This window comes from Salinigranum halophilum (genome assembly GCF_007004735.1).
GTDB classification, from domain to species: domain Archaea; phylum Halobacteriota; class Halobacteria; order Halobacteriales; family Haloferacaceae; genus Salinigranum; species Salinigranum halophilum.
Window position 1 is genome coordinate 133,246 of the sequence record NZ_SSNL01000007.1, and the last position, 24,889, is coordinate 158,134.

Here is a 24,889-nt window from a genome sequence, read left to right on the forward strand (position 1 = left end):
ACGTCTATCCGTCACTCCGCGGGCGGGTACGCGACGCCGTACCCGTCCAGCAGGCGTTCGAACTCCGCTTCTCGTAGCTCTTCGACGTCGTTCGCCGCGGCGTCGTCGCGCTTGTTCTGTCCGGGCGAGTCGCCGACGACGAGGTAGGAGGTGTTCGAACTCACCGACGACGTCACCCGGCCACCGTTGCGTTCGACGAGGTCCGACGCCTTCGAACGCGAGACGGCGAGCGACCCGGTGAAGACGAACGTCAGTCCCTCCAGCGGGGCCGCTCCCTCCTCGACGTCGACGTCCCGTGGGTCGACCTCACCCAAGAGGGCGTGGATGGCGGCGCGGTTCTCGTGGTTCTCGAAGAACTCCCGGACGTGGTGGGCGACTGTGGGCCCCACGTCCGGGACGGTCTGGAGGCGCTCTTCGAACGCCTCGAAGTCGTCTGCGTCGTCCAGCGGCAGGGCGCCGACCGAGCCGAACTCCCGGGCGATGTTCCGCGCCGTCGACGCCCCCACTTCGGGGATGCCGAGCGCGGCGAGGAAGTCGTCGAGGGAGGGGTCGCGCGCCTCGTCGATCTCGCCGACGAGCTTCTCGGCGCTGCGTTCGCCCCAGCCCGCCAGTTCGGCGAGGTCCTCGACAGAGAGGCGGTAGAGGTCCACTAGCCCCCTGACGAGCCCCTCGTCGACGAGTTGCGCGACGCGCTCGCCGCCGAGTCCCTCGATATCGAGCCCCTTTCGCGAGCCGTAGTGTTCGATGGCTCGTTCGAGTTGCGCCTCGCAGGCGAGTCCGCCGGTACAGAACGCCAGCGGGCCGTCGCGCTCGACGGGGCTGTCGCACACCGGGCAGGTGTCGGGGAACGCGAAGACGCCGTCGGCGCGTTTCTCGACCACCTCGTCGACGTGCGGGATGACGTCGCCCGCGCGCTTGACCCGGACGCGGTCGCCGACGTCGACGCCGAGGCTCGTAATCTCGTCGGGGTTGTGGAGCGTCGCCCGCGACACCGTGACCCCGCCGACGTCGACGGGGTCGAGGAGGGCGACAGGAGTCAGCCGCCCCGTCCGCCCCACCTGCACGACGATGTCTTCGACCGTGGTCGCCTCCCGCCGTGCCGGGAACTTGTAGGCGAACGCCCACCGGACCGCCCGGGCGGTCGCGCCCAGTTCCTCGCGGGCCTCACGGCTGTCGACCTTGATGACCGTCCCGTCGACCTCGTAGTTCAGGTCGTCGCGGTCGGCCATCAACTCGTTCCGATACGCGATGGCCTCGTCGACGTCGTCGACGTGTTCCACTCGGTCGGCGACGGGAAGCCCCCAGTCGGCGAAGCGCTCCAGCGCCTCGGTCTGTGTCTCGGGTTCCTCGCTCGCGGCCATCACGTCGTAGAAGAAACACGCGAGCGGCCGCTCTGCGACCACCGAGGGGTCGAGCTGTCTGAGCGTCCCGGCGGCGGCGTTGCGCGGGTTGGCGAACGGCTCGTCCCCGGCTTCGACCCGCTCGCGGTTGTGCTGTGTGAAGGCGTCCCGCGGCATGTACACCTCGCCGCGGACGGCCAGCGTCTCGGGCGGGTCGCCTCGGAGCCGCAGCGGGACGGCGTGGATGGTCCGAACCTGCGCCGTCACGTCGTCGCCCGCCCGTCCGTCGCCTCTGGTCGCCGCGCGCTGGAAGACGCCGTCGTCGTAGACGACCTCGACCGAGAGGCCGTCGAACTTCGGTTCGCAGACGTATCTACCGTCGCCCACGGCGTCGCGGACGCGGCGGTCGAACGCCCGCACGTCCGCTTCCTCGACGGACTGGTCGATAGAGAGCATCGGCGCGACGTGCTCCACCGTCGCGAGTTCGTCCACCGGTTCGCCGCCGACCCGCTGGGTGGGTGAGTCCGCGGTGGTGAGGTCGAACGCCTCCTCCAGCGTCTGGAGTCGCTCGAACAGCGCGTCGTACGTCCGGTCGGCGATGAGGGGGTCCGCCTCGACGTAGTACCGGCGGTCGTGTTCGTGGAGCGCCTCGCGGAGTCGGTCTGCCTCCGCGCTGGCGTCCTCGCGCGTGAGTTCGTCGACCGGCGTGAACGCAGTCGGCGGGTCTCGCAGATACGGGTTCTCGGCGTCCGACTCGAGTTCGCCCTCTGTCATCGACCGGTCATAGGAGGGACGGGAGTAAATGGTCCGGGATGTGTTCTTCCCTGTGGTGCTCGGGGGTGTGGCGGTTGGGGAGTGTCTGCGTTCGTCTCCGCGCCTCGTGCACACGTCACATATACTCCCGAAACGCTCGTTCTCAGCCCTTGTCGCCTCAGAAACCCCCGAACAGCCGCAGGCATTGCCGTAACTACGGGTTATAAGAGATTCGAGAAATATGCGTAGTATACATGACCCGTGGCTTCCACACCCGGAGCCTCCACGCCGGACAGCGCACGGACCCGGCGACGGGTGCTCGCGCACCACCCATCTATCAGACCACGTCCTACGTCTTCGACGACGCGGACTACGCGGCGGATCTCTACGCGCTCGAAGAAGACGGGTACGTCTACTCGCGCATCGCCAACCCGACGACGCGTGTCCTCGAACGGCGGATGGCCGCGCTCGAAGGGGGCACCGACGCCGTCGCGACCGCCGCCGGCATGGCCGCGCTCGACTCGGCGACGAGCATTCTGGCGGAGAGCGGCGACAACGTCGTCGCCGCCTCGGATATGTACGGCGGCACCGCGACGTATCTCTCGAAGATGGCCTCCCGACGAGGTATCGAGACGCGCGTCGTCGACACGCTCGACGTCGACGCCTACGAGGAAGCTATCGACGCCGACACCGCCTACGTCCACGTCGAGACCATCGCCAACCCCTCGCTTCGGACGCCCGACTTCGAGGCTATCGCCGACGTCGCCCACGCGTACGAAGCGCCGCTCGTCGTCGACAACACATTCGCCACGCCGATGCTCTGTCGCCCGCTCGAACACGGAGCCGACATCGTCTGGGAGTCGACGACGAAGTGGCTCCACGGGTCGGGGACGACCGTCGGAGGCGTCCTCGTCGACGGCGGCACCTTCCCGTGGAGCGAGACCGACAAGTACCCCGAACTCTCGGGAGAGAACCCTGCCTTCGGAATCGACTTTGCCGACCGATTCGGTGACCACGCGTTCGCCGAGTGCGCCCGCCAGCGCGCCGTCCGCTCGCTGGGCAACCAGCAGTCGCCGTTCGACGCCTGGGTGACGATTCAGGGACTCGAGACGCTTCCCCTCAGAATGGAGAAACACTGCGAGAACGCCCGCGCCGTCGCGGCGTTCCTCGCCGACCACCCCGACGTGGCGTGGGTGTCGTACCCCGGCCTGGCGAGTCACGAGACCCACGACCTCGCCACCCAGTATCTCGACGGCGGCTACGGCGGGATGGTGACGTTCGGCCTCGCGGGCGGGTTCGAGGCCGGCAAGACGCTCTGTGAGTCGGTCGAACTCGTGTCGTTCCTCGCCAACATCGGCGACGCCAAGACGCTCATCATCCACCCCGCGTCGACGACGCACGCGCAACTCTCCGCGGACGAACAGCGTGCCGCGGGGGTCGGCCCCGACATGCTCCGTCTCTCGGTGGGCATCGAAGACGCCGAAGATATCATTGCGGACCTCGAACAGGGTATCGAGACGGCGGTGACACAGATATGACGACCCGAGACCGTACCTCTGTCGGCCGATTCGAGTTCCAGTGTGGCGACGTCATCGAGGATTTCACCGTCGCGTACGAGACGTACGGCGAGTTCGACGGCTCGAACGCCGTGTTGGTCTGCCACGCACTCACCGGGAGCCAACACGTCTCCGGGCGGCAGACGAAAGGTACGGCCGGTCAGGCCCGCGCGTGGTGGGACGACATCGTCGGCCCCGGCAAGGCGGTCGACACGAAACGGTACTACGTCGTCTGCGCGAACGTTCCGGGCTCGTGCTACGGGACCGACGGCCCGCCGAGCGACGGCCCCGACGACGAACCGTGGGGGACGGACTTCCCGCCGGTGACCGTCCGGGACTGGACGAACGCCCAGCGCGCGCTCCTCGACGAACTCGGCGTCGGCCGCCTCCACGCCGTCGTCGGCGGCAGCGTCGGTGGCATGAACGTCCTCGACTGGGCCGTCGCGTTCCCCGACGACGTCGAGCGCATCGCCCCGGTCGCGACGGCCGCCCGGCTCGACCCACAGTGTCTCGCGCTCGACGCTATCGCCCGCCGCGCCATCACCTCGGACCCGGACTGGGACGGCGGCGACTACTACGGGACCGAGGGCCCGCGCGACGGCCTCGCGCTGGCGCGACAGATCGGACACGTGATGTACCTCTCGAAGGCGTCGATGGAGCAGAAGTTCGGCCGTCGGTCGGCGGGGAGAGACGCGATTCGGGACACCTTCCCGGTCGACCCCGCGGCGTCGTTCTTCCCGTACCGCGACGTCGAGTCGTATCTCGACTATCAGGCCGAGAAGTTCACCAAGCGCTTCGACGCCAACTCCTACCTGTACCTCACGCGCGCCATGGACGACTACGACCTCTCGGAGGGGTACGAGTCGGACGCCGCCGCAGTCGCCGCCTTCGAGGGCGAGACGCTCTTGCTCTCGTTTACCGGTGACTGGCACTTCACCGTCGAACAGTCGGAGGCGGTCGCCGAGGCGTTCCGCGACTCGGACGTCCCCGTGGCCCACCACGTCGTCGACTCCGACCACGGCCACGACGCGTTCCTCGTCGAACCCGAGAAGGTCGGCCCGCCGCTGAAGGACTTCCTGACCGAGGGCCTCGAGGGGAGCGCCATCCACGACACCGCCCCCGACCAGACGGAGAACGAGCGCGAGTACGCACCCGTCCACAACTCGCTCTTCTCGGGCTGAACGAGGTGGGTGACGCCGTTCGCCGTCAGGGCACGTACCAGATGCCGCGCTCCCGGTCGAGCACCGACCCGACGACGACGTGCGGCAGGGCGACGATGCTGATGAAGACGCTCCAGAACGCGACGGCTCCGGGGAGGAGCGACGCCCCGGCCAGTGGGTTCGGGAACGCCCAGTACACCACGGCCAGCACCGAGAACGTGGCCAGTGCACCCGCGACCAGGACCAGCCACGCCCGCAGGGCGACCGTCGACGCCTCCTCGCCGCCGATGAGGTCCCAGCCGTCGTCGCCTCCGCCGAACTCCTCGACCGTCTGCGTCCGTGCGACCTGTCGGGCCGAGTACCAGAACGGGAAGTAGAGGCCGACGGCGACGAGGACGGGGACGAACGCGAAGTACGCCGCGAGGAGGAGCGACTCGCCCGCGTCGACGAGCCACGAGTGCCCGCCGCCGTGGACGTAGCCGAGGCCCACGTGCGCGACGAGGGCGAGGCCGTACCCCGCGGCGACGAGCGGTCGCGTCACGTCGAAGTACCCGGTGTAGGGGGCCAGGCCACCGGGGTCGACGAGGCCGACCATGAGCGCGCTGAACGCGTGGAACGTCTCCGGCCAGAACACGATGGGCACGAGCATCACCGCGCCACCGCGGACGACGACCGCGAGGGCGCGCTGGAGTCGCGTCTCGAGGTGGGCCGTCCCGGTCGTCGCCTCCATGACGTGGAGGCCGCCCATGCCGCCCTTGGCCACCGCGACCGCCACCGCGAGTCCGAGGCCGGCGACGGGTGCGAGGAGGAACAGCCCGACGAACCCCGTGATGGCGGCGAGGTAGGCCACGACGTACTGCCAGCGGAACGTCGGCCGGCGTCGCCGGAGGTTCTCGAAGTGCTCGTACCCTCCGTGCGGGAGGTTGAGCGCGACCATCCCGACGAGGTAGACGACCATCTGCGCCTCCAGCGGGACGGTGACGTCGGCGACGCTCACGACGCCGAACCCCACCGCGAGCGCGAGCAGCGCGCCTCGCGACAGCACGAGCGAGACGTGCGTGTCTGCGTGTCGGTGCCACCGTCGGACCGGACCGAGGCCTGGCGTGCTCATTATTCGGGCCTAGGGAGAAACCGCTCATAAGCGACGGCCGGCGTTCCAAGAATCTGAGAACGGGTACCGTGTCCTTGTCTCCCGGGTCGCTAGCCCTACACATGCAACGGGTCCTGCCAGACGAGACGCGAGTCGCAATCGTCGGCGGCGGCTTCGGCGGACTCTCGGCGGCCGCATATCTCGCTCGCGCCGGGGCCGACGTCCGACTGCTCGAACAGCACGACCGACTCGGCGGCCACGCGGGACTGCTCGAGCGCGAGGGGTTCCGGTTCGACACGGGGCCGTCCTGGTACCTGATGCCGGACGTCTTCGAGCGGTTCTTCGGCCACTTCGACCGTGAGCCGACGGACTACTACGCCCTCGAACGGCTGGACCCGCAGTACCGGGTGTTCTGGAAAGACGGCGACAGCGCCACCGTCCGGCCGGACCGTGAGAACGTTCACGCCCTCTTCGACCGCTACGAGGACGGGGCTGGCGACGCCCTCGCCGACTACCTCGCGACGGCCGAACGCAACTACGAACTGGCGATGAACCGGGTCGTCTACCCGGGCCGGGACCGCCTCCGGGACTACGTCGACACGGACCTGCTGCCGATGGCCACCCGCGCCCGGCTGTTCGGTAGCATGGACGACTACGTCTCGCGGTACGTCGAACACCCGAAGCTCAGACAACTCCTGGAGTACACGCTGGTGTTTCTCGGTGGGGCGCCCCACAACACGCCGGCGCTGTACAGCATCATGAGCCACGTCGACCTGAACCTGAACGTCTTCTACCCCGAGGGCGGCATCGCCGGTGTCGTCGACGCGCTGACCGACCTCGCCCGCACACAGGGAGTCGACATCGAGACCGGGACGGCGGTGCAGGCCATCCGCGGCGAGCGCGGTGCGTTCGCGCTCGAAACGGACACCGGTGTCGAGCACGCCGACCTCGTCGTCAGCAACGCCAACCCTGCGCACACCGAACGGACACTCCTCTCGTCGACGGCCCACGAGCGCGCCCCCGACGACTGGGACGACCGGACGTACGCCCCCTCCGCGTTCATGCTCTACCTCGGCGTCGAGGGCGACGTCGACCCGCTCGCGCACCACTCGCTGGTCTTGCCCACGGACTGGGACCCGCACTTCGAGCGCATCTTCGACCGGCCCGCGTGGCCGGCCGACCCGGCGTACTACCTGTCTGTCACGTCGAAGACCGACGACACCGTCGCGCCCGACGGCCACCACGCGGTGGTCGTCCTCGTCCCCATCGCGCCCGGTCTCGACGACGGCCCCGAAGTCCGCGAGCGATACCGGGACTTCGTCCTCGACGACCTCGCGACACAGACGGGCGTCGACCTCCGTGACCGCATCGTCGTCGAGGAGTCGGCGTGTGTGAGCGAGTTCGCCGACCGGTACGACGACCCACAGGGGACGGCGCTCGGCCTCGCACACACGCTCTTTCAGACCGGCCCGTTCCGCCCTGACCGCCGTGCCGGCCCGGACGGCCTCTACTACAGCGGCGCGTACACGACGCCCGGTATCGGGATGCCGATGTGTCTCATCAGCGGTGAACGAACGGCACGGGCCGTCGTCGAGGACGCCCCGGCCGCCGCGTCGCCGACCCGGCGCTGATGCGGCCTGCGAGCGACCCGGCACCCGTCCGCCGCTGTCGCGCTCGGCGGGTCAGACGCGACTCGTCCGGTCGGCTCTCGTGGCGTCGGTCCGCTCGTTCTCACACCGGGGTTTTTGTCTTCCCCGGTCGTCGCGCCGCGTATGACCGACCGAGGGAGTCGATGACGGCCGTCCCACTGACGCCCGACCTCCTCGGCTCGCTCCTCCTCGCCGCCGCCGCGCTCGCGGTCCTCGTCAAGGCCGCGGGCGCGACCGTCGACAGCCTCGTCGCGCTGGCTCGCAGCTACGACGTCCCCGACGCCGTCGTCGCCTCGACGCTCGTCGCCATCGGGACCAGTCTCCCGGAACTCGGTTCGCACCTCGTCGCCTCGCTCGGCATCCTCTCTGGCACCTTGGACCCTGTCGTCGCGAGCGCGACCGTGCTGGGCGGGAACATGGGGTCGTCGACGGTCCAGCAGACGCTCCTCGTGGGCCTCTTCCTCGTGGGCTTCGGCCGCGTCACGCTCTCCGAGGCGTTCCGTCGCTCGACCTACTACCCGATGCTCGCGGCGTTCGCGCTCACGTTCGTCGTCGCGTTCGACGGGACCGTCTCGCGCCTCGACGGTCTCGCACTCCTCGTCGCGTTCGTCGCCTACGCGTACTGGACGGTCACCACCCACGGACGAGCCGCGACGGTCCCCGAGACGGCGAGTACGAACCCGCGTCGGGACGCCGCCGTCGCGTTCGGGGGCTTCCTCCTCGTCCTCGGGAGCGCGTTCGTCGTCCTCCGCGTCGTCGACGGCCTCGTGGTCACGCTGGGGTTGAACGGGTCGATGGTCGGCGTCGTCACCATCGGACTGGCCGCCGCGCTCCCCGAACTCTCGACGGTGGTCGAGTCGCTCCGGCGGAAGACGCCAGACCTCGCGCTCGGGACGCTCGTCGGCTCGAACGTCGTCAACCCGCTCGTCGGCTTCGGGCTCGGGGGCGCGATTTCGACCTACGCGGTGCCGCCCTCGGTCGTCTGGTGGGACCTCCCGTTCAAGCTCTTCGTCGGTGCCGCGCTCGTGGTGGTCGCGAGCCGCGAGGGGTGGGTCGTCCGGCGGCGCGAGGGCGCGTGGCTCGTCGTCGCCTACTTCGTCTTCGTGAGCGTGCGGTTCCTGCTCTTTGCGGTGTGAGTATGACGGTCGGTTGTCGGTGCGTTCGGGATTGTTCGGGCGAGCCATGGCGCGTGTCCGACGCGATACCGTCTCTGGGACAGCACACGGACTCGCGGTCGCTATGGTGATGAATCCACGAGCCTCCCCAGCCGACTGCGCTCCTCATTCGCTTCGCTCGCTGTGGTGCTCGTCCACTGACGCGACCAAGTCGCTTCGAGCCTTCAGTCACGGGCGACTTGTGGGTCGCCCGTGAGGTAGCGAGACGGCTGTGCCGTCTCGCCGAACTCGTTTCACTCGCGAAGACCGCGCGCGCGGGTCGCGCTCTCGTGGAGCGCGACGCCACGCGCCACCGCACCGCGACGCTGGAATCTGCTCGTCCGCGCTCAATCGGCCGCTGCCGTCTCGGTCTTCGTCCGGAACACCAGCGTCTCCACCCGGTCGGACTCGCCCATCAACACGGTTCCGAGCGTGCTCATCACGAGGACGTACCCCACCGCGAACGCCGGAATGAGCTCGGTCATCACGGTACCGGTCCCCTGTGCGGCGAGCGCCGCGATGACGAGCGAGAACTCGCCACGAGAGACCAGCCCGAGGCCGACCCGGAGCGACCGCTTCGGCGTGAGGTCGTAGACCTGTCCCCCGTAGTACCCCGAGATGACCTTCGTCGGAGCCGTGAGGACGACGGCGATGGCCAGCGGAACGGCCGCGGCGACGACGAGCCGAGGGTCGGTGTTGACCCCGATCCAGAAGAAGAAGATGGCAGCGAAGACGTCGCGGATACCGACGAGTCGACGTTCGATGCGCTCGCGGTGTTCGGTGGTGGAAAAGCCCATGCCGACGAAGAAGGCCGCGACGGCCTCGCTCACCCCGATCGAGAGGGCGAACCCGGCGATGGGGATCAGCACACCCAGCGTCCGCAGGACGAACGGCTCGGGGTCCTGTACGTCGAGCACCGCCGAGAAGAACCGGGTGCCGTACTGTACGGCCACCAGCAGGAGCCCCAGAAAGCCGAAGGCGATGGCGAGGCTCCGAGCGAGGCTCCCCAGGCCGTCGCCACCCAGGACGAGCGAGGTGACGACGGCGAGGTAGACGGCGATGACGAGGTCTTCGAAGACGAGCGTGCCCAGGATGGGCTCGGACTCCGCGTTGGCGATCCACCCGAGGTCGATGAGCGACTTCGTGATGATGGCGCTCGAGGAGATGTAGACGATTCCACCGAGGAGGAGCGCCTCGACGAACGACCAGCCGAGCGCGAGGCCGATGACGACCCCGATGGGGAGGTTGATGACGATGTCGATGACGCCCGCCCGGGTGATGTTCGTCTTCGCCGCCAGGAGTCGGTCGAGGCTGAACTCCAGGCCGAGAAAGAACAGCAAGAGGACGATACCGACCTCGGCGAGGAGCGTCAGCGTCTCGCCGGGGAGGACGTACGGGAGGCCCAGCCGTCCGGCGACGAACGGGCTGGCAAACATCCCGACGACGACGTACAGTGGGATGACGGAGAGGCCGAGTCGAGCCCCGAGAGCACCGGCGACGGCGACGGCGACGAACAGTTCGCCGAGTTCTAACAGGGAGAACTCGACCATCTACTCGCCCGTCACCAGCGACTCGAACGTCTGACAGGCCTCCCGTGGGCCGACCGCGAGGAGGGTGTCGCCGGCGCGGAGTTCGGTGTCGCCACCGGGGTTGGTGATGGTCGTCTCGCCCCGCTGGACCACGATGACGTTGGCACCCGTCTCCTGGCGGAGGTCGGCCTCACCGAGCGTCGTCCCGTCGAGGTCGGACCCCTCGGGCACCTCGACCCACTCGATGACCGTGTCCCCGCCGAGGAGCGTCTCGATGCTCTGCGACCGGACCGGCTGGAAGTACGCTCCTTCCAGGATGGTGCCGACCTGTCGGGCGAGCTGGTCGGGGAGTTCGAGGAGTTTCTCCGAGTCCGCGTCCGGGGTCGCTCGGCGGAACACCTCGCGTTTTCCCGTGTTGTGCGTCACGATGACGAGCTGTGAGCCGTCACCGAGTTCTATCTCGTGTTTCTTGCCGACGCCGGGGAGGTCGCTCTCGTAGACGGTCACAGACGGGGTTCGACAGTCGTGTTAATAAAGCCTCACGAGAGCGCGACCAGCACCAGCCACATCCCTGCACACGCCACCGGTGGAATGGAGAGGTTGTCGTCGATGACGTAGCCGACGACCACGGGTTTGATACCGTCGGCGAGGGTCGCCCCGGCGGCCCCGACGACGCCCGCGGTCAGCGTCGACACGCCCAGCCCCATCCCCTCGACGACGAACGTGCCGACGGCGAGCACGAGACAGACGCCGAACATCACGACCAGCGTCGTCACCTGCTTCACCTCGCCGACGCCCCGCGAGGCCATGAGCCCCGAGATGGGGTCGCCGATGGCGAGCATGAGCATCCCCGCCGCAGCGACCGGCGGGGCGAAGACGAACCCGACAGCCGCCATGCTGTACGTGTACAGCGCGTAGCCCGCGGGGTTGTCCTGCTCGTACTCGCGGGTGAGCCGGTCGTAGATGGCCCAGTCGAGGCCCACCCCCAGTCGGAGCACCTCCAGCACCGTGGCGACGAGGGCGCTCACGACGAGCAGCCCTTTCACGGCGGACCACGGCGCGACCCCGGCGAGATAGCCGAGCGGCACGAGGCTCCCGCTGGCGTGGACGAGTCGCCGCTGGAGCTCACTCACGCGCTCAGGCCTCGGTCGCGACGCCGTCGTACTCGTCGAGCACGTCGTCGAACGCCCGCGTTCCAGCCCGGAGGTCGACGAGGACGGCGACGAGGTCGTCGATGGGAACGCGCGCCTGCGCGGCGGAGTCGCGCTCGCGCACGGTGACGCTGTCGGGACCGTCCCCTTCGAGCCCGTCACGGTCGACGGTCACGCAGAACGGGGTGCCGACCTCGTCCTGGCGGCGGTAGCGCCGGCCGATGCTCCCCGAGTCGTCGTAGACGACGGTGAAGCCGGCGTTCCTGAGCTGGCTCGCCAGTTCCGTCGCGCGGTCGGTGAGGTGCTCGACGTTGGAGACGAGCGGGAAGACGCCGACGTCGGTCGGAGCCACCGCGGGCGAGAGGTCGAGATACGTCCGCGTCTCGCCGTCGACCTCGTCGGTTCGCATCGCGTGGGCGACGAGGGTGTACACCGTCCTATCGACACCGAACGACGGCTCGACGACGTGGGGTGTGGTGTGCTCGCCGGACTCGGTCTGTTCTTCGATGCGGAAGTCCGCCACCTCGGTGGGGACGGAGTACTCGCTGTCGCCCACCTCGACGGTGACCTCTTCGCCGTCGAACGCGCTCGGGTCGCGCTCGGCGAGTTCTTGGAGCGCGTCCGCGACGCCGGCGGCGGCCCCACCGAACTCCGGTCCGAGCACGCTCATGTCGGGGTCGACGACCGCCTTCTCGACCGTCTTCGGCTCGTCGTACTGCTGGAACACGGTGAAATCGTCGTTGGCGTGTTCGCCGTGTTTCGAGAGGTCGTAATCGCCTCTGTAGGCGAAGCCGGCGATCTCGATCCAGTCGCCGTCGACCTCCGCTTCGGCGTCCCAGCAGTCGGCGGCGTAGTGGGCCCGCTCGCCCGAGAGGTGCTGACGGAAGCGGAAGCGGTCCATGTCCACACCGACGAACTCGTACCACTCGTAGGCGACGCCGAGGAAGTAGCCGACCCAGGCACTCCCGATGACGCCCTCTTCGACCGCCTCGCCGATGGTGGTCTCCACGAGGCCGCCGTCGTCGTCGGCCTGCTCGCTCGCGGGGTACAGGTCGACGGCGACGTCCGCCACGCTCGACAGGTCCGGTTCGTCCGTCTCGGGGTCGACGAACTGCTCCAACTCGGCCTGGGTGAACTCCCGCGTGCGGACGAGGCTCTTCCGCGGCGATATCTCGTTCCGATAGGCGCGGCCGATCTGCGTGACACCGAAGGGAAGACGGTTCCGGGCGTACTCTTTCAGCCGCGGGAACTCGACGAAGATGCCCTGCGCCGTCTCCGGTCGTAAGTACCCGGGCGTCGACGACCCCGGCCCGATGGTCGTCTCGAACATGAGGTTGAACTCCTCGACCGATTCGCCGGCGAGGGTGGCCCCGCAGTTCGGACACGCGAGGTCGTGCTCTGCGATGAGCGCTTCGACCTCCGGGATGGGGAGGGATTCGGCCTCCTCGATACCGGTCGCGTCCTCGATGAGGTGGTCCGCACGGTGTGACTCGCCACACTCGGGGCACTCGACGAGCATGTCGTCGAAGCCGTCGAGGTGGCCCGACGCTTCGAAGACGGGCTCGGGCATCACCGTTGGGCCGTCGATTTCGAGGTTGCCCTCCTGGACGGCGAAGCGCTCGCGCCAGGCGTCCTCGACGTTCCGCTTCAGCGACGCGCCCTGGGGGCCGTACGTGTAGAAGCCGCCGACGCCGCCGTACGCTCCCGCGGCACCGAAGAAGAAGCCGCGTCGCTTCGCGAGTTCGGCGATGGCTTCGCTCTCCGACCCCATCGTCAGAGCGCCTCCAGCAGGTTGATGTCCCGGACCACGCCGACGAGTTCGTCGCCGTTCACGAGCGGAATCTGCTCGATGTCGTTCGAGATCATCATCTGCGCGGCGTCCTTCGCGGTCCGCGTGCGCGAGACCGTCACCAGGTCGGTCGTCATGAACGTCTCGACTGACTCAGCGGGAATCTCGACGTTCCGCGTCGGGATGTAACGCTTCCCGACGGCCTTGATGCCCTCCCACATCCAGTCGTTGTCCTGGTTGGCGATCGAGTCACCGGTGTCGTCTTCACCCTCGACGACGCGGGCGACCTCGATGATGTCGACCTCGGTGAGGATGCCGCACATCCGCCCGTCGTCGTCGAGGACGACGGCGTAGGGGACGTTGGCGTAGTAGATCTCGCGTTCGGCCACGGTCAGCGGCGTCCCGACGTAGGTCGTGTTCACGTCCGTAGCCGCGAGGTTGCCGACCGCGGCGTCACCGTCGGCCTCGCCGCTGGCGATGGCGTGAATCACGTCGGTCACGGTCACGATGCCGACGAGCCCGTCGTCGACGACCGGGACGCGGCGCGTGTCGCTGTCGACCATCAGCTTCGCGACTTCCTCGACCGTCGCGTCGGGCGCGGTCGTCGGGACCTCCCGCAGTAGGAGGGCGAGCTGGTCTTCGTCGGGCTGTTCGATGAGGTCCTCTCGGGAGACGAGTCCGCGATACTCCTCGCCGTCGTCGGTTTGTTTGACGACGGGAACGGAGGAGAAGCCACGTTCTTGCAGATAGGTCAGGACGTCGTCACGGGTGCCGGGGAGTTCGACCGTGACCACCTCCGCTCGTGGCGTCATCGCGTCGGCTACGTTCATACCCCCGCTTACAGGCCCCCTCCTCTTGTACTCTGCGAAGCGGAGCATCGCCGGTCGCACCCCGCCGCAGGGCGATTTTCGCGCCACGGTCCCGCGATACCCCGTCCGGCACGCGGCGCTCGACGGTGGTTCCTCCGTCGAGACGCACTGAATCGGACGATGTTCGAGAGAGTGGGGACATTTCTTTACGTATATGTCTCACTCGCGGGTAAGAAACGCTATCCGTCCGAAACTAACGGGCCGTTTGTGAGATTCGTCTTCGATACATCGACGAATTTATAAGAGAGTGGTACGTTGTACCAAACATGACGGATGCGACCACTCCCGTCGATGCCTCGAACACTGAGGTCATGGCCTCGGTGGACTCTGCCCCCGGTCGGTCGCAGTTCATTATCGCGGACGTGACCCGCGACGACGCCTGGATGGCAGTACGACTCGAGGAAGCGTCGACACTCCCGGAGTGGCGCTGAGTCGACTCTCGAGTCGCTCACTCCTCGACAGTCACTGCTCTCGAGCCACCGCTGGCAGTACTTGCACGAGAATCCAGCTTGATACATAACGAACGATAATTATAGAAGTGTCGTCTGACAGCCTCGACACGTCCGCCGGACGGCCGCTGGTGCGACGGGCGACCCGCCCGCTCACCGCGTTCGCGGGCGTCGTCGTCGCGGGTGTCGTCGGCTTCACCGTCCTCGGCGGCGTCGGCGTCGTCGACGCGCTCTTCTGGCTCGTCGACCCCACCAGCATCGAACTCCACTTCCGCGAGCACGCGGGCCCCGAACGCCTCGTGAAGGCCTACGCGGTCCTCGTGGTTTCCGGGCTGGTGCTCGCGGGCCTGTGGACCGGTGAGACGGTACTCGCTGCGGCGTTCGGCGGCCAGATGACGGAGGAACTCAAACGGATGCAGAACGACCGGGCCATCGCCGACCTCGACGACCACGTGATCATCTGCGGCTACGGGATGTTCGGGCGGACCGTCGTCGACAGCCTGCGGTCGGCCGACCGCGACGTGGTCGTCGTCGAGACGGACGAGACGCAGTACGAACGCGCCCTCGCGACGGAGGGGGTCTTGGCGGTGAACGCCGACGCGCGCCGGGAAGAGACGCTCGTCGATGCCGGCGTCCGCCGGGCCGACACGGTCGTCGCGGCCATCGACGACTCCAACGTGAACATCCAGCTCTCCATCGCGGCGAGCCAACTGGCCCCCGAGGTCACGCTTGTCGTCCGGGTCGGCGAGGAGATGTACGAGTCGCTCGCGCGGCGTGCGGGTGCCGACGAGGTGGTCATCCCGGAGGTGGTCAGCGGCCGTCAGGTCATCGAGTCGCTCTGACGCCCGGGGGTCGGCGGCCGGTGACTGAACTTTTTTGTCACCGACTCCCGATACCCAGGCTATGAACTATCGGGAGGTCACGCCGACGCGGGAGTTCCTCTGTTCGCTCGAACACGGGACGGACTGGCGCGAGGAGATCGAGGAGTTCGCCGCGCGTGAGGGGATCGAGTCGGCGTGGTTCAACGCCATGGGTGCTGTCCAGGACGCCGAGGTGTGGTTCTACGACCAGGAGGACAAAGAGTACCTCTCGGTGCAGTTCGACGAACCGCTGGAGGTCGCCGCCTGCGTCGGCAACGTCGCCCTCCTCGACGGCGACCCGTTCGCACACACCCACGCCGTGCTCTCGCGGCGGTCGGGGCAGTCGCTCGCGGGACACCTCAACTCAGGGACTGTGTTCGCCGGCGAGGTCTACCTTCGGGCGTTCGAGGAACCCCTGGCGCGCGAACACGACGACGTGACCGACCTGGACCTCTGGCTGTGAGCGGGAGACAGCGATGAGACCGGCGGACGAACGCTACTTCGAGCGCATCGAGTCGCGGCTCGACCAGGCGTTCGAGCGCGCCGAGGCGGCCAAGGCGCAGGGGTGGGACCCCACCTGCGAGGTCGAGATTCCCGTCGCGAAGGACATGGCCGACCGCGTCGAGAACATCCTCGGCATCCCGGGGGTGGCCGAGCGCGTCCGTGAACTCGAAGGGCAGATGTCCCGCGAGGAGGCCGCGCTCGAACTCGTCACCGACTTCGTCGAGGGCTCTGTCGGAGATTACGAGTCGAAGGCCGGGAAGATCGAGGGAGCGGTCCGGACGGCCGTCGCCCTCCTCACCGAGGGGGTCGTCGCCGCGCCCATCGAGGGAATCGACCGCGTCGAGATTCTCGACAACGACGACGGCACCCAGTTCGTCAACGTCTACTACGCCGGCCCGATTCGCTCTGCCGGCGGGACCGCACAGGCACTCTCCGTGCTCGTCGCCGACTACGCCCGGACGCTCCTCGACATCGACGAGTACAAGGCTCGAACCGACGAGGTCGAGCGATACGTCGAGGAGGTCAACCTCTACGACAAGGACACGGGCCTGCAGTACTCGCCGAAGGACAAAGAGACCCGCTTCATCGCCCAGAACATGCCCATCATGCTCGACGGGGAGGCCACCGGGGACGAGGAAGTCTCGGGATACCGTGACCTCGAACGCGTCGACACCAACAACCCTCGCGGCGGGATGTGTCTCGTCCTCGCCGAGGGCATCGCGCTGAAAGCTCCGAAGATTCAGCGATACACGCGAAAGCTCGACGAGGTCGACTGGCCGTGGCTCCAGGACCTCATCGACGGGGCTATCGGGACGGACGAGGACGACGAGGCCGAACAGCACGCGGCCGAAGACGCCGACGTGGGAGACGACGCCGACGAGGAGCACCCGGGCGGCGACGAGACCCCTGCCGACGGACCCGCCGGTCCCCCCCGGGTCGAACCCGCGACCAAGTTCCTCCGCGACCTCATCGCCGGCCGGCCCGTCTTCGGACATCCGTCGATGCCGGGCGGGTTCCGCCTCAGATACGGCCGCGCCCGCAACCACGGCTTCGCGACCGCCGGCGTCCATCCCGCGACGATGCACCTCGTCGACGACTTCCTCGCCACGGGGACTCAGATCAAGACCGAGCGACCCGGCAAGGCCGCGGGCGTCGTCCCCGTCGACTCCATCGAGGGGCCGACGGTCCGACTGGCGAACGGCGACGTCCGCCGCATCGACGACCCCGCGGAGGCGCTCGAACTCCGCAACGGCGTCGAGGCCATCCTCGACCTCGGCGAGTACCTCGTCAACTACGGCGAGTTCGTCGAGAACAACCACCCGCTCGCGCCCGCCTCCTACACCGTGGAGTGGTGGCGACAAGACTTCGTGCACGCGGGCGGCGACCTCCAGGCGCTGGCGGACGACCCCCACGTCGACCTCGCGAACCCCACGGCGACGGAGGCGCTCACGTGGGCAACCGAGTACGACTGTCCGCTCCACCCGGCGTACACCTACCTGTGGCACGACGTCTCAGTCGAGACGTTCGAGGCGCTCGCCGACGCGGTCGAGTCCGGACACGTCGCGGAAGCGACCGCAGACGGCGGCGTCGCGCTCGACCCGACGGCCAGTGGGTCGAACCGCGCGGGGACGCTCGTCCTCCCGCGCACCGAAGAGGTGACGCGAGCGCTCGAATCACTCCTCGTCGAACACCGACAGACCGCGGACGACCTCCGCCTCTCGACCTGGCGGCCGTTCGTCCGCTCGCTCGGTTTCACACCGGAGCTAGAGCGTACGTGGGAGACGCTCTCCGATCACGCACGAACCTGGGACGACGGCGAGAACGCCGTCGAGGCCGTCAACGAGGTGGCCCCGTTCCGGATTCGAGAGCGCGCGCCGACGCGTATCGGAGCGCGCATGGGCCGCCCGGAGAAGTCCGAGAGCCGCGACCTCTCGCCCGCGGTCCACACGCTCTTTCCCATCAGCGAGGCCGGCGGCAGCCAGCGAGACGTGAGTACCGCGGCCCGCGCCCGTGGGGAGAACGGGAAACGCGGACACTTCGACGTCCAACTCGGGCGGCGGCGCTGCCCGGACTGTGGGACACGGACGTACAAGTCACGCTGTCCCGACTGTGCGTCCCACACCGACCCCTACTACGAGTGCGACGACTGCGGTCAGGTGGTCGAACCCGACGAGGGGGGCCGCGTCCACTGCACGCGGTGTGAGCGTGACGTCTCCTCGGTCGACTGGCAGTCCGTCGACCTCAACACCGAACTCCGGGCGGCGCTCGAGGACGTCGGCGAACGGGAGGCGTCCTTCGACATCCTCAAAGGTGTCAAAGGGCTGATGTCGTCGAACAAGACGCCCGAACCCATCCAGAAGGGCGTCCTCCGGGCGAAACACGGCGTGACCTCGTTCAAGGACGGGACCGTCCGCTACGACATGACGGACCTCCCGGTGACGTCGGTCCGCCCGGCCGAACTCGACGTCACCGCCGGCGACTTCCGGAACCTCGGCTACGACACCGACGTCGACGGCGAACCGCTCCGCTTCGACGACCAGCTGGTCGAACTCAAAGTGCAGGACATTGTGCTCTCTGACGGGGCGGCAACACACATGCTCAAAACCGCCGACTTCGTCGACGACCTTCTGACCCAGTTCTACGACCTGCCGCCCTTCTACGAGGTGGAAGAGCGACAGGACCTCGTGGGTGAACTCGTCTTCGGGATGGCTCCGCATACCTCGGCGGCCGTCGTCGGACGTGTCGTCGGCTTCACGTCCGCGGCCGTCGGCTACGCACACCCTTATTTTCACGCAGCTAAGCGCCGCAACTGTGACGGAGACGAAGATTGCGTCATGCTCCTCATGGACGGCCTCCTGAACTTCTCGAAGGAGTTCCTCCCCGACAAGCGCGGCGGGCAGATGGACGCGCCGCTCGTGATGTCCTCGCGCATCGACCCGTCCGAAATCGACGACGAGGCGCACAACGTCGACATCGTCCGCGAGTACCCGCGGGAGTTCTACGAGGCGACGCTGGAGATGGCCGACCCCGAGTCGGTCGACATCACCATCGCCGAGGAGACGCTCGACACCGACCACGAGTACCACGGCTTCGAGCACAGCCACGACACCTCGAACATCGCCCTCGGACCCGACCTCTCGGCGTACAAGACGCTCGGGTCGATGATGGAGAAGATGGACGCTCAGCTCGAACTCGCCCGGAAGCTCCGCGCCGTCGACGAAACCGACGTCGCCGAACGGGTCATCGAGTACCACTTTTTACCTGATCTCATCGGGAACCTCCGCGCCTTCTCCCGGCAGGAGACGCGCTGTCTCGACTGCGGCGAGAAGTACCGTCGCGTGCCCCTGACCGGCGACTGCCGCGAGTGCGGTGGCCGCGTGAACCTCACGGTCCACCGCGGCTCGGTGAACAAGTACATGGAGACCGCTATCAGGGTCGCCGACGAGTACGACTGTCGCCCCTACACCAAACAGCGGCTCGAAGTGCTCGAGAAATCTCTCGAGAGCGTCTTCGAGAACGACCAGAACAAGCAGTCGGGGATTGCGGATTTCATGTAACTCGAGCTTTATCGCCCTCGCAGTTCGCGCAGCGCGCGAACCGCTCCGAAAAGAATCGATGAAAAACGCCGCGAGCGAGTCGTGTGCGACTCGCTCGCGGTCGGTTACAGACGACACCGCAAGCAACGGCATCTCGCCAGGTGAGGGGTTTTCTCTTCAGCGTGACAGAATATACCACGGTTTTTGTCATCAGCGGTCCAACACATACGTATGTCCGAGGACGCATCCGCAACCGCGAGCACCACCGATTCGGTCGTCGACGTCCAGATCGGGACGACGGTGTACGACGCTGACGGGAACGAACTCGGGACCGTCCGCGGCCTCGACGACGTCGGGTTCTACGTCCGCTCCGTCGCGGGCACGGGGCGAGTCGGTTTCGAGGAGGCCCGCGACGCGTTCGGCGCGGGGTACGTCATGTGGCGCTGCTGGGAGTGTGGTGAGATGGGTCAGATCGAAGGCGACCTCCCCGAGTCGTGTCCGGCCTGTCACGCCCCACGCGAGGAGTTGTACTACTGGGCGGAAGACTGATATCGAACTAAAATTCGATTTTCGAAGCTGACTTTTCACCTGCAGCCACCCTCCGACTTCCGGCTCGGTTCCGTCCGACGTCGCGAGCGTCTCTTCACTCGCGTGGAACTCTCGTTCCCGTGTTCTGGGGAGACGAGGGGACCGTCCGACACCGACACGTACCGCTATTCGGTTTCAGATTCGATTATCGAAGTAAGACGTACTCGTCGGTGTTCTTCGGTTCGACCCGCCCGGGCGGGTCGTCTCGGTGGTCGCGAACCGGAGGGGGCACACCGAGACTGAGGCGCACGAGGGTGAAGCGTCTGCCCGCTACTCGAGATAGCCGAGGTCGCGCAGTCGCTCTTGAGCCTCGTCGTCCATCTCGTCGACCGTCTCGTCGCTCACTTCGGCGTCGAGCGCGTCGGTCCACGCTCCCCCGGCGTGTTCTTCGAACGCGCTCAGTGCGGCTTCGGTCGCGGCGAGCACCTCGTCATCGGCGGCCGTGAGCGAGTCCGTCTCGCCGGGGTCGCGGTCGAGTCGGTACGCCTCGTCGGGAATGCGGTCGATGCGGACGTACTTCGCGTCGGGTCGCCGCGCCGCGCGCATCCGCGAGTAGAAGCGCGACTCCGTCGGCAGCGTGATACCGGCCCCCTTGGCCTTCTCTTCTAACTGCTTGAGTTCGACGACCGGCCGCGAGTACTCGACGAACGCGTACTCGCCCCCGGTCGCGGCCCGCTGACCGGCATCGGGAGCCGGTGCCCGACTGAACTGCCGGTACGACTCGGAGAGAAGCGACCGCGTCCGGTCGCGCGCGATGGCGGTTTCACCGTCGCTGGCGGGGACGCCGCCCTCGACGTCGAGCGCGTCGAGCACCGTGTGGTAGAGGTCGAGCAGTTCGACCTGGTCGTCTCTCCGTCCGCCGTCGAGCTCCGGGTGCTTCACCATCAGCGGCACGTTGATGAGCGGGTCGTAGAGGCAGAACTCGTGGCCGTAAAGGTCGTGTTCGCCGTGGAGTTCGCCGTGGTCGGCGCAGACGACGACCATCGTGTCCTCCCACTCGCCCTCTTCTTTGAGGTAGTCGAACAGTCGCGTGAGTTCGGCGTCGATGTGGGCGATTTCGGCGTCGTAGAGGCCCCGGATGTCCTCGAACTCCGCTTCGGAGATGTCTCGCGCGCCCGCGTTGTACTCCTTCGAGTTCTGGCACACCTCGGTGGAGTCGACGCCGGGGGCGAACTCCTCTTTGAACGCTTCTGGTGGGTGATACGGGAGGTGGGCGTCCATCAGGTTGATGAACGCGAACCACTCGTCGGAGTCAGAGACGAACTCCTGAGTGCGGTCGATGACCGAGGGCGTCTTCGAGTCGGCACCCTCGCCACCCGCGAGGTACTCGTGGGCGGTGTTGCCGAGGCTGACCAGTTTGTCGGCGACGGCGCGGAGTCGCTCGTTGTCGTTGAGCGTCTGCCACGCCTTCGCGAGGGGTCCCGAGAGGAACTCGCCGGGCATCACCTCGAAGAAGTTGTCCTGGTCGTCGAAGCCGTCCGTGAGATGCGTGTACGGCGTGATCCACGCGTTCGAAGAGTAACAGGCCGTGTCGTACCCCTCACGCGACAGGGTTTCGGCCAGGGTGGTCGCGCCGTCGAGGTACGGGTTCTCCTGGTCGGCCCCGTGCTGACTGGGGTACATCCCCGTGAAGAGCGAGGCGTGGACGGGAAGTGTCCACGGCGCGGGCGCGACACACTGTTCGAACACCGTCGCCTCGGTCGCGAACTCCTCCAGACCGGGCGTCGTCGGACGGTCGTACCCGTACGGCGTGAGGTGGTCCTTCCGGACCGTGTCCATCACCACGAAGAGGACGTTCGTGGGCGACTCGGTAGGCATGCGCCCGACTTGCGTGTTGACCCGAATAAAGCCGTCTGTTCATGATTCGAGAGACGAGGTACCGATTCGATATCGCAGTATTTGATTTATCGGTCGAACACGGACGGCACAGTGAACGGTCGATAATGGGCGTGAAAGCTGCTGAAACGCGTGAAGTCGAGGGTGAGCGGAATCGCCGCACTCTGCTGGCGCTCACGAGCGAGTCGCTCTCTCGTCGGTAAAGAAAGGATCGGCCGACCGTCGCCGGCGGGTTAGAACGGAGCCTGCGGACCTTCGTCGCGGTCCGAATCCTCGGTCGTGTCGCCGGGGAACGACGGGGACATGCCGCCGCCACCGCCGTGTCCACCGCCACCCATGCCGGTGTCCGCGTGAACGGTTTCGATCTCGGGGATTTCCTTGACCATGCGGCTCTTGATGGCCTGGATGGTCATCGGCGAGATGCCGCAACCGGAACAGGCACCGCCGAGCATGATGGTTACCTCGCCCGTCTCCCGGTCGAGGTGCTGGATGGCGGCGCTCCCGCCGTGCATCTGAATCTGGGGGAAGTTCCGGCGCAGGAAGTTCGACACCCGCTCTTTCAGGTCGTCGTCGGCCTCTTGGGCGTCCGTGCTCATGATTGCGAATACGAAACGGCGGTGCTTATGCCTTTGGTTCACCCGAGAGGGGGCGGGCTGTGAGTAGTCGGTTCCTGGGAGTGAGCACCCGGGCCACCGGGGGGATGTCTGTCACTCCTCGTCAGTGTCGAGGCGGAACATCCGTTGGAGTTCGGCGTCGATCTCCGCGACGTAGTCGTCGAGTGCGGCCTGAAGCGTCTCCTCGCCGACCGGGACGCCGCTTCCCTCTAGTCGCGTCGCCGGGTCGTCCGGGAGCTCGATACGGAACCCGCCGTCCTCGTAGAACGGTTCCGACTCGTTGAGAACGAACTGGTCGATGGCGTGGACGAGGTCGGAGTCGTACGACTCACGCATCGTCTCGAAGGCGTTCTTGTACGCTCGCTGGAGTTCGGTGAAGTAGTTCGCGTACTTGTCCTCGAACTTCTCGGGGTCGAACTCGGCCATACCCGGCGTTTTCGTGGCAGCGACAAAAGTCAGCCGATACGTCGATTCGGCGGGGCTGTGTCGACGTCGACGCTGTTGACGTAGCTGTTCGTGTCCACCCTGTCCCCCTCGATAAATGGCATGTTGCGATACAAAATAGGGGGCTCGCTCGGAAACGCGGTCGCCATCCGCCTCCCATCGACCGAGTTTCAGTCCGCGCTGATGACGTGCACCGCGTCCGCCGGAATCGAGAGCCGAACCGTCGATCCCTGCCGTACGCCGACTCGTTCGACTGTCGCGTGGCGAGTCCGCGTGGTCATCTCCCACCCCTCGCCTGCGACGGTGACCCGGTACTCGTCTCCCTCGTTCAGTAGGCGGCGGACCGTGCCCGTGAGCGCTGTCGCTCGTGCCGAATCGGGTGCGACGAGGTGAATCCGCGACGGACGGACGCACGCCGTGACGGTCGTGCCGACGGTGACGTCCGCGTCAGTCGGGAGGGCGGCGTCACCGACGCGGAGGACGGCCTCTCCGTCCCGTCCCGCCACGCGTGCTTCGAACACGTTCTCGCTCCCGGTGAACCGGGCGACGAACGCGCTCTCCGGTCGATTCAACACCGCTTCCGGCGTGCCGAGCTGGTCGACCCGTCCCGCCCGCAGCACCGCGAGCCGGTCGCCGAGGACCGTCGCCGCCCGCTGGTCGTGTGTCACGTAGACGACCGGGATGTCGAGCGAGGCGAAGAGGTCGTGCAACTGGTCCCGAAGCCGTCGACGGATGGGCGAGTCCAGACTCGAAAGCGGCTCGTCCAGCAGCAGGGCGTTCGGGTCGGCCGCGAGCGTCCGAGCGAGGGCGACCCGCTGTCGTTCACCTCCCGAGAGCGCTGCCGGACGGCGGTCCAACACCGAACCGATCTCGAGCATCTCGACGAGTTCGTCGACGCGGCCTCGACGCGTCGCCGCGTACTCGACGTTCTCGCGGCCGGTCATGTGCGGAAACAGCGCGCCCTCTTGGAACACCACCCCTACCTCGCGCTCTTCGAGCGGCGTGCCGACCAGTTCTCGGCCGTCGAGAGTAATCGAGCCACGCTCCGGCTCGACCATCCCCGCGACGAGCGAGAGCAGTGTCGTCTTGCCACTCCCCGACGGTCCGAGCACCGAGAGGACCTCCTGTCCGACGGTGAGGTCGACCGGGCCGAACTCGAACCCATCGTACGATTTCGCGACGCCGTCGAGTACGAGCGTCATTCCCAGGGGTTCGACGCGACGGTGTTCAACACGACGAGCGTCCCGACAGCGAGGAGTACGAGCAGTATCGCGACCGGATAGGCGTTGTCGAGCCCCAGCGAGATGAACGACACCCAGATCTGGACCGGCATCGTCCGCGGGTAGTACGCCAGCATCATCGTCGCGCCGAACTCGCCCATCGCGCGTGCGAAGACGAGCGTCACGCCCGCGAGGATACCCGGCCCGGCGAGCGGCAGTGTGACGCGTCGGGCGGTCTCCCACCGGCTCTTCCCGAGCGACCGCGAGGCGTGTTCGAGCGTCCGGTCGACTCCCTCGAACGCCGCTTTCGCCGTGATGACGACGAACGGCGACGCGACGAACAGCTGGGCGAGGACCACACCGACGAGCGATCGGGTGAGCGGGACGCCCGCCGCCGCGGCCGCACTCCCGACGAGGGTGTTCGGTCCGATGACGGTGAGCAACACGACGCCGCCGACCGTCGGCGGGAGGACGAGTGGCAGCACCACGGCCGCGAGGACGGCGTTCTTCCACGGCGTCGTCGCGCGCGCGAGCCAGTACGCGAGCGGGAGGCCGAAACCGGTGGCGACGACCGTAGTGACCGAGGCCGAGAGCAGCGAGGTCGTCGCGGCGTTCACGACGGTCGGCTCCGTCATCCGCCTGGCGACCTCTGCCGGCGGCACCGAGAGGAACAGCGAGGTGACCGGGACGAGGTAGTAGACGAGCAACAGCCCACCGAGTACGAGCGCAGTCTTGAACCAGTCGTAGCGCGGTGCGTGCCGCGAGCGTGTCGAGTGTGTCGAGTGTGCCGCCATCGGA

The 24,889-nt window shown here is 67.5% G+C and carries 21 protein-coding genes; 9 read left to right on the top strand and 12 right to left on the bottom strand.

All coding sequences use genetic code 11. The features are described 5' to 3' along the window. Positions 1-11 precede the first annotated feature (11 nt). Positions 12-2,114: an NAD-dependent DNA ligase LigA gene (ligA, locus tag E6N53_RS18835; protein ID WP_142860997.1), complete on the bottom strand. Its 2,103-nt coding sequence runs from the start codon at positions 2,112-2,114 to the stop codon at positions 12-14. Between the two features lie 233 nt (positions 2,115-2,347). Between ligA and E6N53_RS18840 the strand changes: the two genes are divergently transcribed. Both E6N53_RS18840 and metX read left to right on the top strand, forming a co-directional pair. Further along, a complete protein-coding gene (locus E6N53_RS18840) occupies positions 2,348-3,631 on the top strand; it encodes an O-acetylhomoserine aminocarboxypropyltransferase/cysteine synthase family protein (protein ID WP_142860998.1) in 1,284 nt (427 codons plus the stop codon). After that, positions 3,628-4,830 (top strand): homoserine O-acetyltransferase MetX, encoded by a 1,203-nt coding sequence (gene metX / locus E6N53_RS18845; RefSeq protein WP_136592235.1) that lies wholly within the window; start codon positions 3,628-3,630, stop codon positions 4,828-4,830. Before E6N53_RS18840 ends, metX begins: the two co-directional genes overlap by 4 nt. Positions 4,831-4,855: 25 nt before the next feature. On the opposite strand, the gene E6N53_RS18850 is transcribed toward metX, so the two are convergent. After that, entirely contained in the window at positions 4,856-5,920 is a 1,065-nt protein-coding gene (locus E6N53_RS18850; RefSeq protein ID WP_142860999.1) for a Brp/Blh family beta-carotene 15,15'-dioxygenase, read from the bottom strand. A 101-nt stretch (positions 5,921-6,021) separates the two neighbouring features. On the opposite strand from E6N53_RS18850, the gene E6N53_RS18855 reads away from it, so the two are divergent. Next, positions 6,022-7,530: a phytoene desaturase family protein gene (locus E6N53_RS18855; protein WP_142861000.1), complete on the top strand. Its 1,509-nt coding sequence runs from the start codon at positions 6,022-6,024 to the stop codon at positions 7,528-7,530. 161 nt (positions 7,531-7,691) lie between these two features. Then, on the top strand, positions 7,692-8,684 hold the full coding sequence (locus E6N53_RS18860) for a sodium:calcium antiporter (RefSeq protein ID WP_142861001.1): 993 nt from the start codon (positions 7,692-7,694) through the stop codon (positions 8,682-8,684). 365 nt (positions 8,685-9,049) lie between these two features. On the opposite strand, the gene E6N53_RS18865 is transcribed toward E6N53_RS18860, so the two are convergent. Genes E6N53_RS18865 through E6N53_RS18885 form a run of 5 tightly spaced genes read right to left on the bottom strand, consistent with a single transcriptional unit; the run spans position 9,050 to position 14,001 of the window. After that, positions 9,050-10,252: a cation:proton antiporter gene (locus E6N53_RS18865; protein ID WP_142861002.1), complete on the bottom strand. Its 1,203-nt coding sequence runs from the start codon at positions 10,250-10,252 to the stop codon at positions 9,050-9,052. Then, a complete protein-coding gene (locus E6N53_RS18870; protein ID WP_142861003.1) occupies positions 10,253-10,738 on the bottom strand; it encodes a cation:proton antiporter regulatory subunit in 486 nt (161 codons plus the stop codon). A gap of 32 nt (positions 10,739-10,770) precedes the next feature. Further along, entirely contained in the window at positions 10,771-11,364 is a 594-nt protein-coding gene (locus E6N53_RS18875) for a diacylglycerol/polyprenol kinase family protein (protein WP_136600585.1), read from the bottom strand. Positions 11,365-11,368: 4 nt separating this feature from the next. Continuing rightward, entirely contained in the window at positions 11,369-13,159 is a 1,791-nt protein-coding gene (gene glyS / locus E6N53_RS18880; protein WP_142861004.1) for a glycine--tRNA ligase, read from the bottom strand. Then, positions 13,156-14,001 (bottom strand): CBS domain-containing protein, encoded by an 846-nt coding sequence (locus E6N53_RS18885; protein WP_136592242.1) that lies wholly within the window; start codon positions 13,999-14,001, stop codon positions 13,156-13,158. Before E6N53_RS18885 ends, glyS begins: the two co-directional genes overlap by 4 nt. Positions 14,002-14,306: 305 nt before the next feature. Here E6N53_RS18885 and E6N53_RS21165 point away from each other — a divergent pair, with 305 nt between their 5' ends. The 5 genes from E6N53_RS21165 to E6N53_RS18905 all read left to right on the top strand — a co-directional run bounded on the left by E6N53_RS21165 (position 14,307) and on the right by E6N53_RS18905 (position 19,938). Beyond that, entirely contained in the window at positions 14,307-14,471 is a 165-nt protein-coding gene (locus E6N53_RS21165) for a DUF7556 family protein (RefSeq protein WP_201740309.1), read from the top strand. Between the two features lie 101 nt (positions 14,472-14,572). Beyond that, positions 14,573-15,331 carry a potassium channel family protein gene (locus E6N53_RS18890; protein ID WP_142861005.1) on the top strand — a complete coding sequence of 253 codons (759 nt, stop codon included), beginning with the start codon at positions 14,573-14,575 and terminating at the stop codon, positions 15,329-15,331. A 61-nt stretch (positions 15,332-15,392) separates the two neighbouring features. Continuing rightward, a complete protein-coding gene (locus E6N53_RS18895; protein WP_142861006.1) occupies positions 15,393-15,812 on the top strand; it encodes a PPC domain-containing DNA-binding protein in 420 nt (139 codons plus the stop codon). A gap of 13 nt (positions 15,813-15,825) precedes the next feature. Then, the gene (locus E6N53_RS18900) at positions 15,826-19,410 is read left to right on the top strand and encodes a DNA polymerase II large subunit (RefSeq protein WP_142861007.1); all 3,585 of its coding nucleotides are present in this window, start codon (positions 15,826-15,828) and stop codon (positions 19,408-19,410) included. Between the two features lie 210 nt (positions 19,411-19,620). Beyond that, positions 19,621-19,938: a DUF7130 family rubredoxin-like protein gene (locus E6N53_RS18905; RefSeq protein WP_136592246.1), complete on the top strand. Its 318-nt coding sequence runs from the start codon at positions 19,621-19,623 to the stop codon at positions 19,936-19,938. A gap of 309 nt (positions 19,939-20,247) precedes the next feature. Here E6N53_RS18905 and E6N53_RS18910 read toward each other — a convergent pair whose 3' ends face one another. The 5 genes from E6N53_RS18910 to E6N53_RS18930 all read right to left on the bottom strand — a co-directional run bounded on the left by E6N53_RS18910 (position 20,248) and on the right by E6N53_RS18930 (position 24,885). Then, positions 20,248-21,795: a sulfatase gene (locus tag E6N53_RS18910; RefSeq protein WP_142861008.1), complete on the bottom strand. Its 1,548-nt coding sequence runs from the start codon at positions 21,793-21,795 to the stop codon at positions 20,248-20,250. Positions 21,796-22,046: 251 nt separating this feature from the next. Next, complete coding sequence (locus tag E6N53_RS18915; protein ID WP_142861009.1) at positions 22,047-22,409, bottom strand: NifU family protein; 363 nt, start codon at positions 22,407-22,409, stop codon at positions 22,047-22,049. 111 nt (positions 22,410-22,520) lie between these two features. Further along, positions 22,521-22,853 carry a DUF5783 family protein gene (locus E6N53_RS18920; RefSeq protein WP_136592249.1) on the bottom strand — a complete coding sequence of 111 codons (333 nt, stop codon included), beginning with the start codon at positions 22,851-22,853 and terminating at the stop codon, positions 22,521-22,523. Between the two features lie 188 nt (positions 22,854-23,041). Then, complete coding sequence (locus E6N53_RS18925; RefSeq protein WP_142861010.1) at positions 23,042-24,073, bottom strand: ABC transporter ATP-binding protein; 1,032 nt, start codon at positions 24,071-24,073, stop codon at positions 23,042-23,044. Then, positions 24,070-24,885: a molybdate ABC transporter permease subunit gene (locus E6N53_RS18930; RefSeq protein ID WP_136600591.1), complete on the bottom strand. Its 816-nt coding sequence runs from the start codon at positions 24,883-24,885 to the stop codon at positions 24,070-24,072. Before E6N53_RS18930 ends, E6N53_RS18925 begins: the two co-directional genes overlap by 4 nt. Positions 24,886-24,889 lie beyond the last annotated feature (4 nt).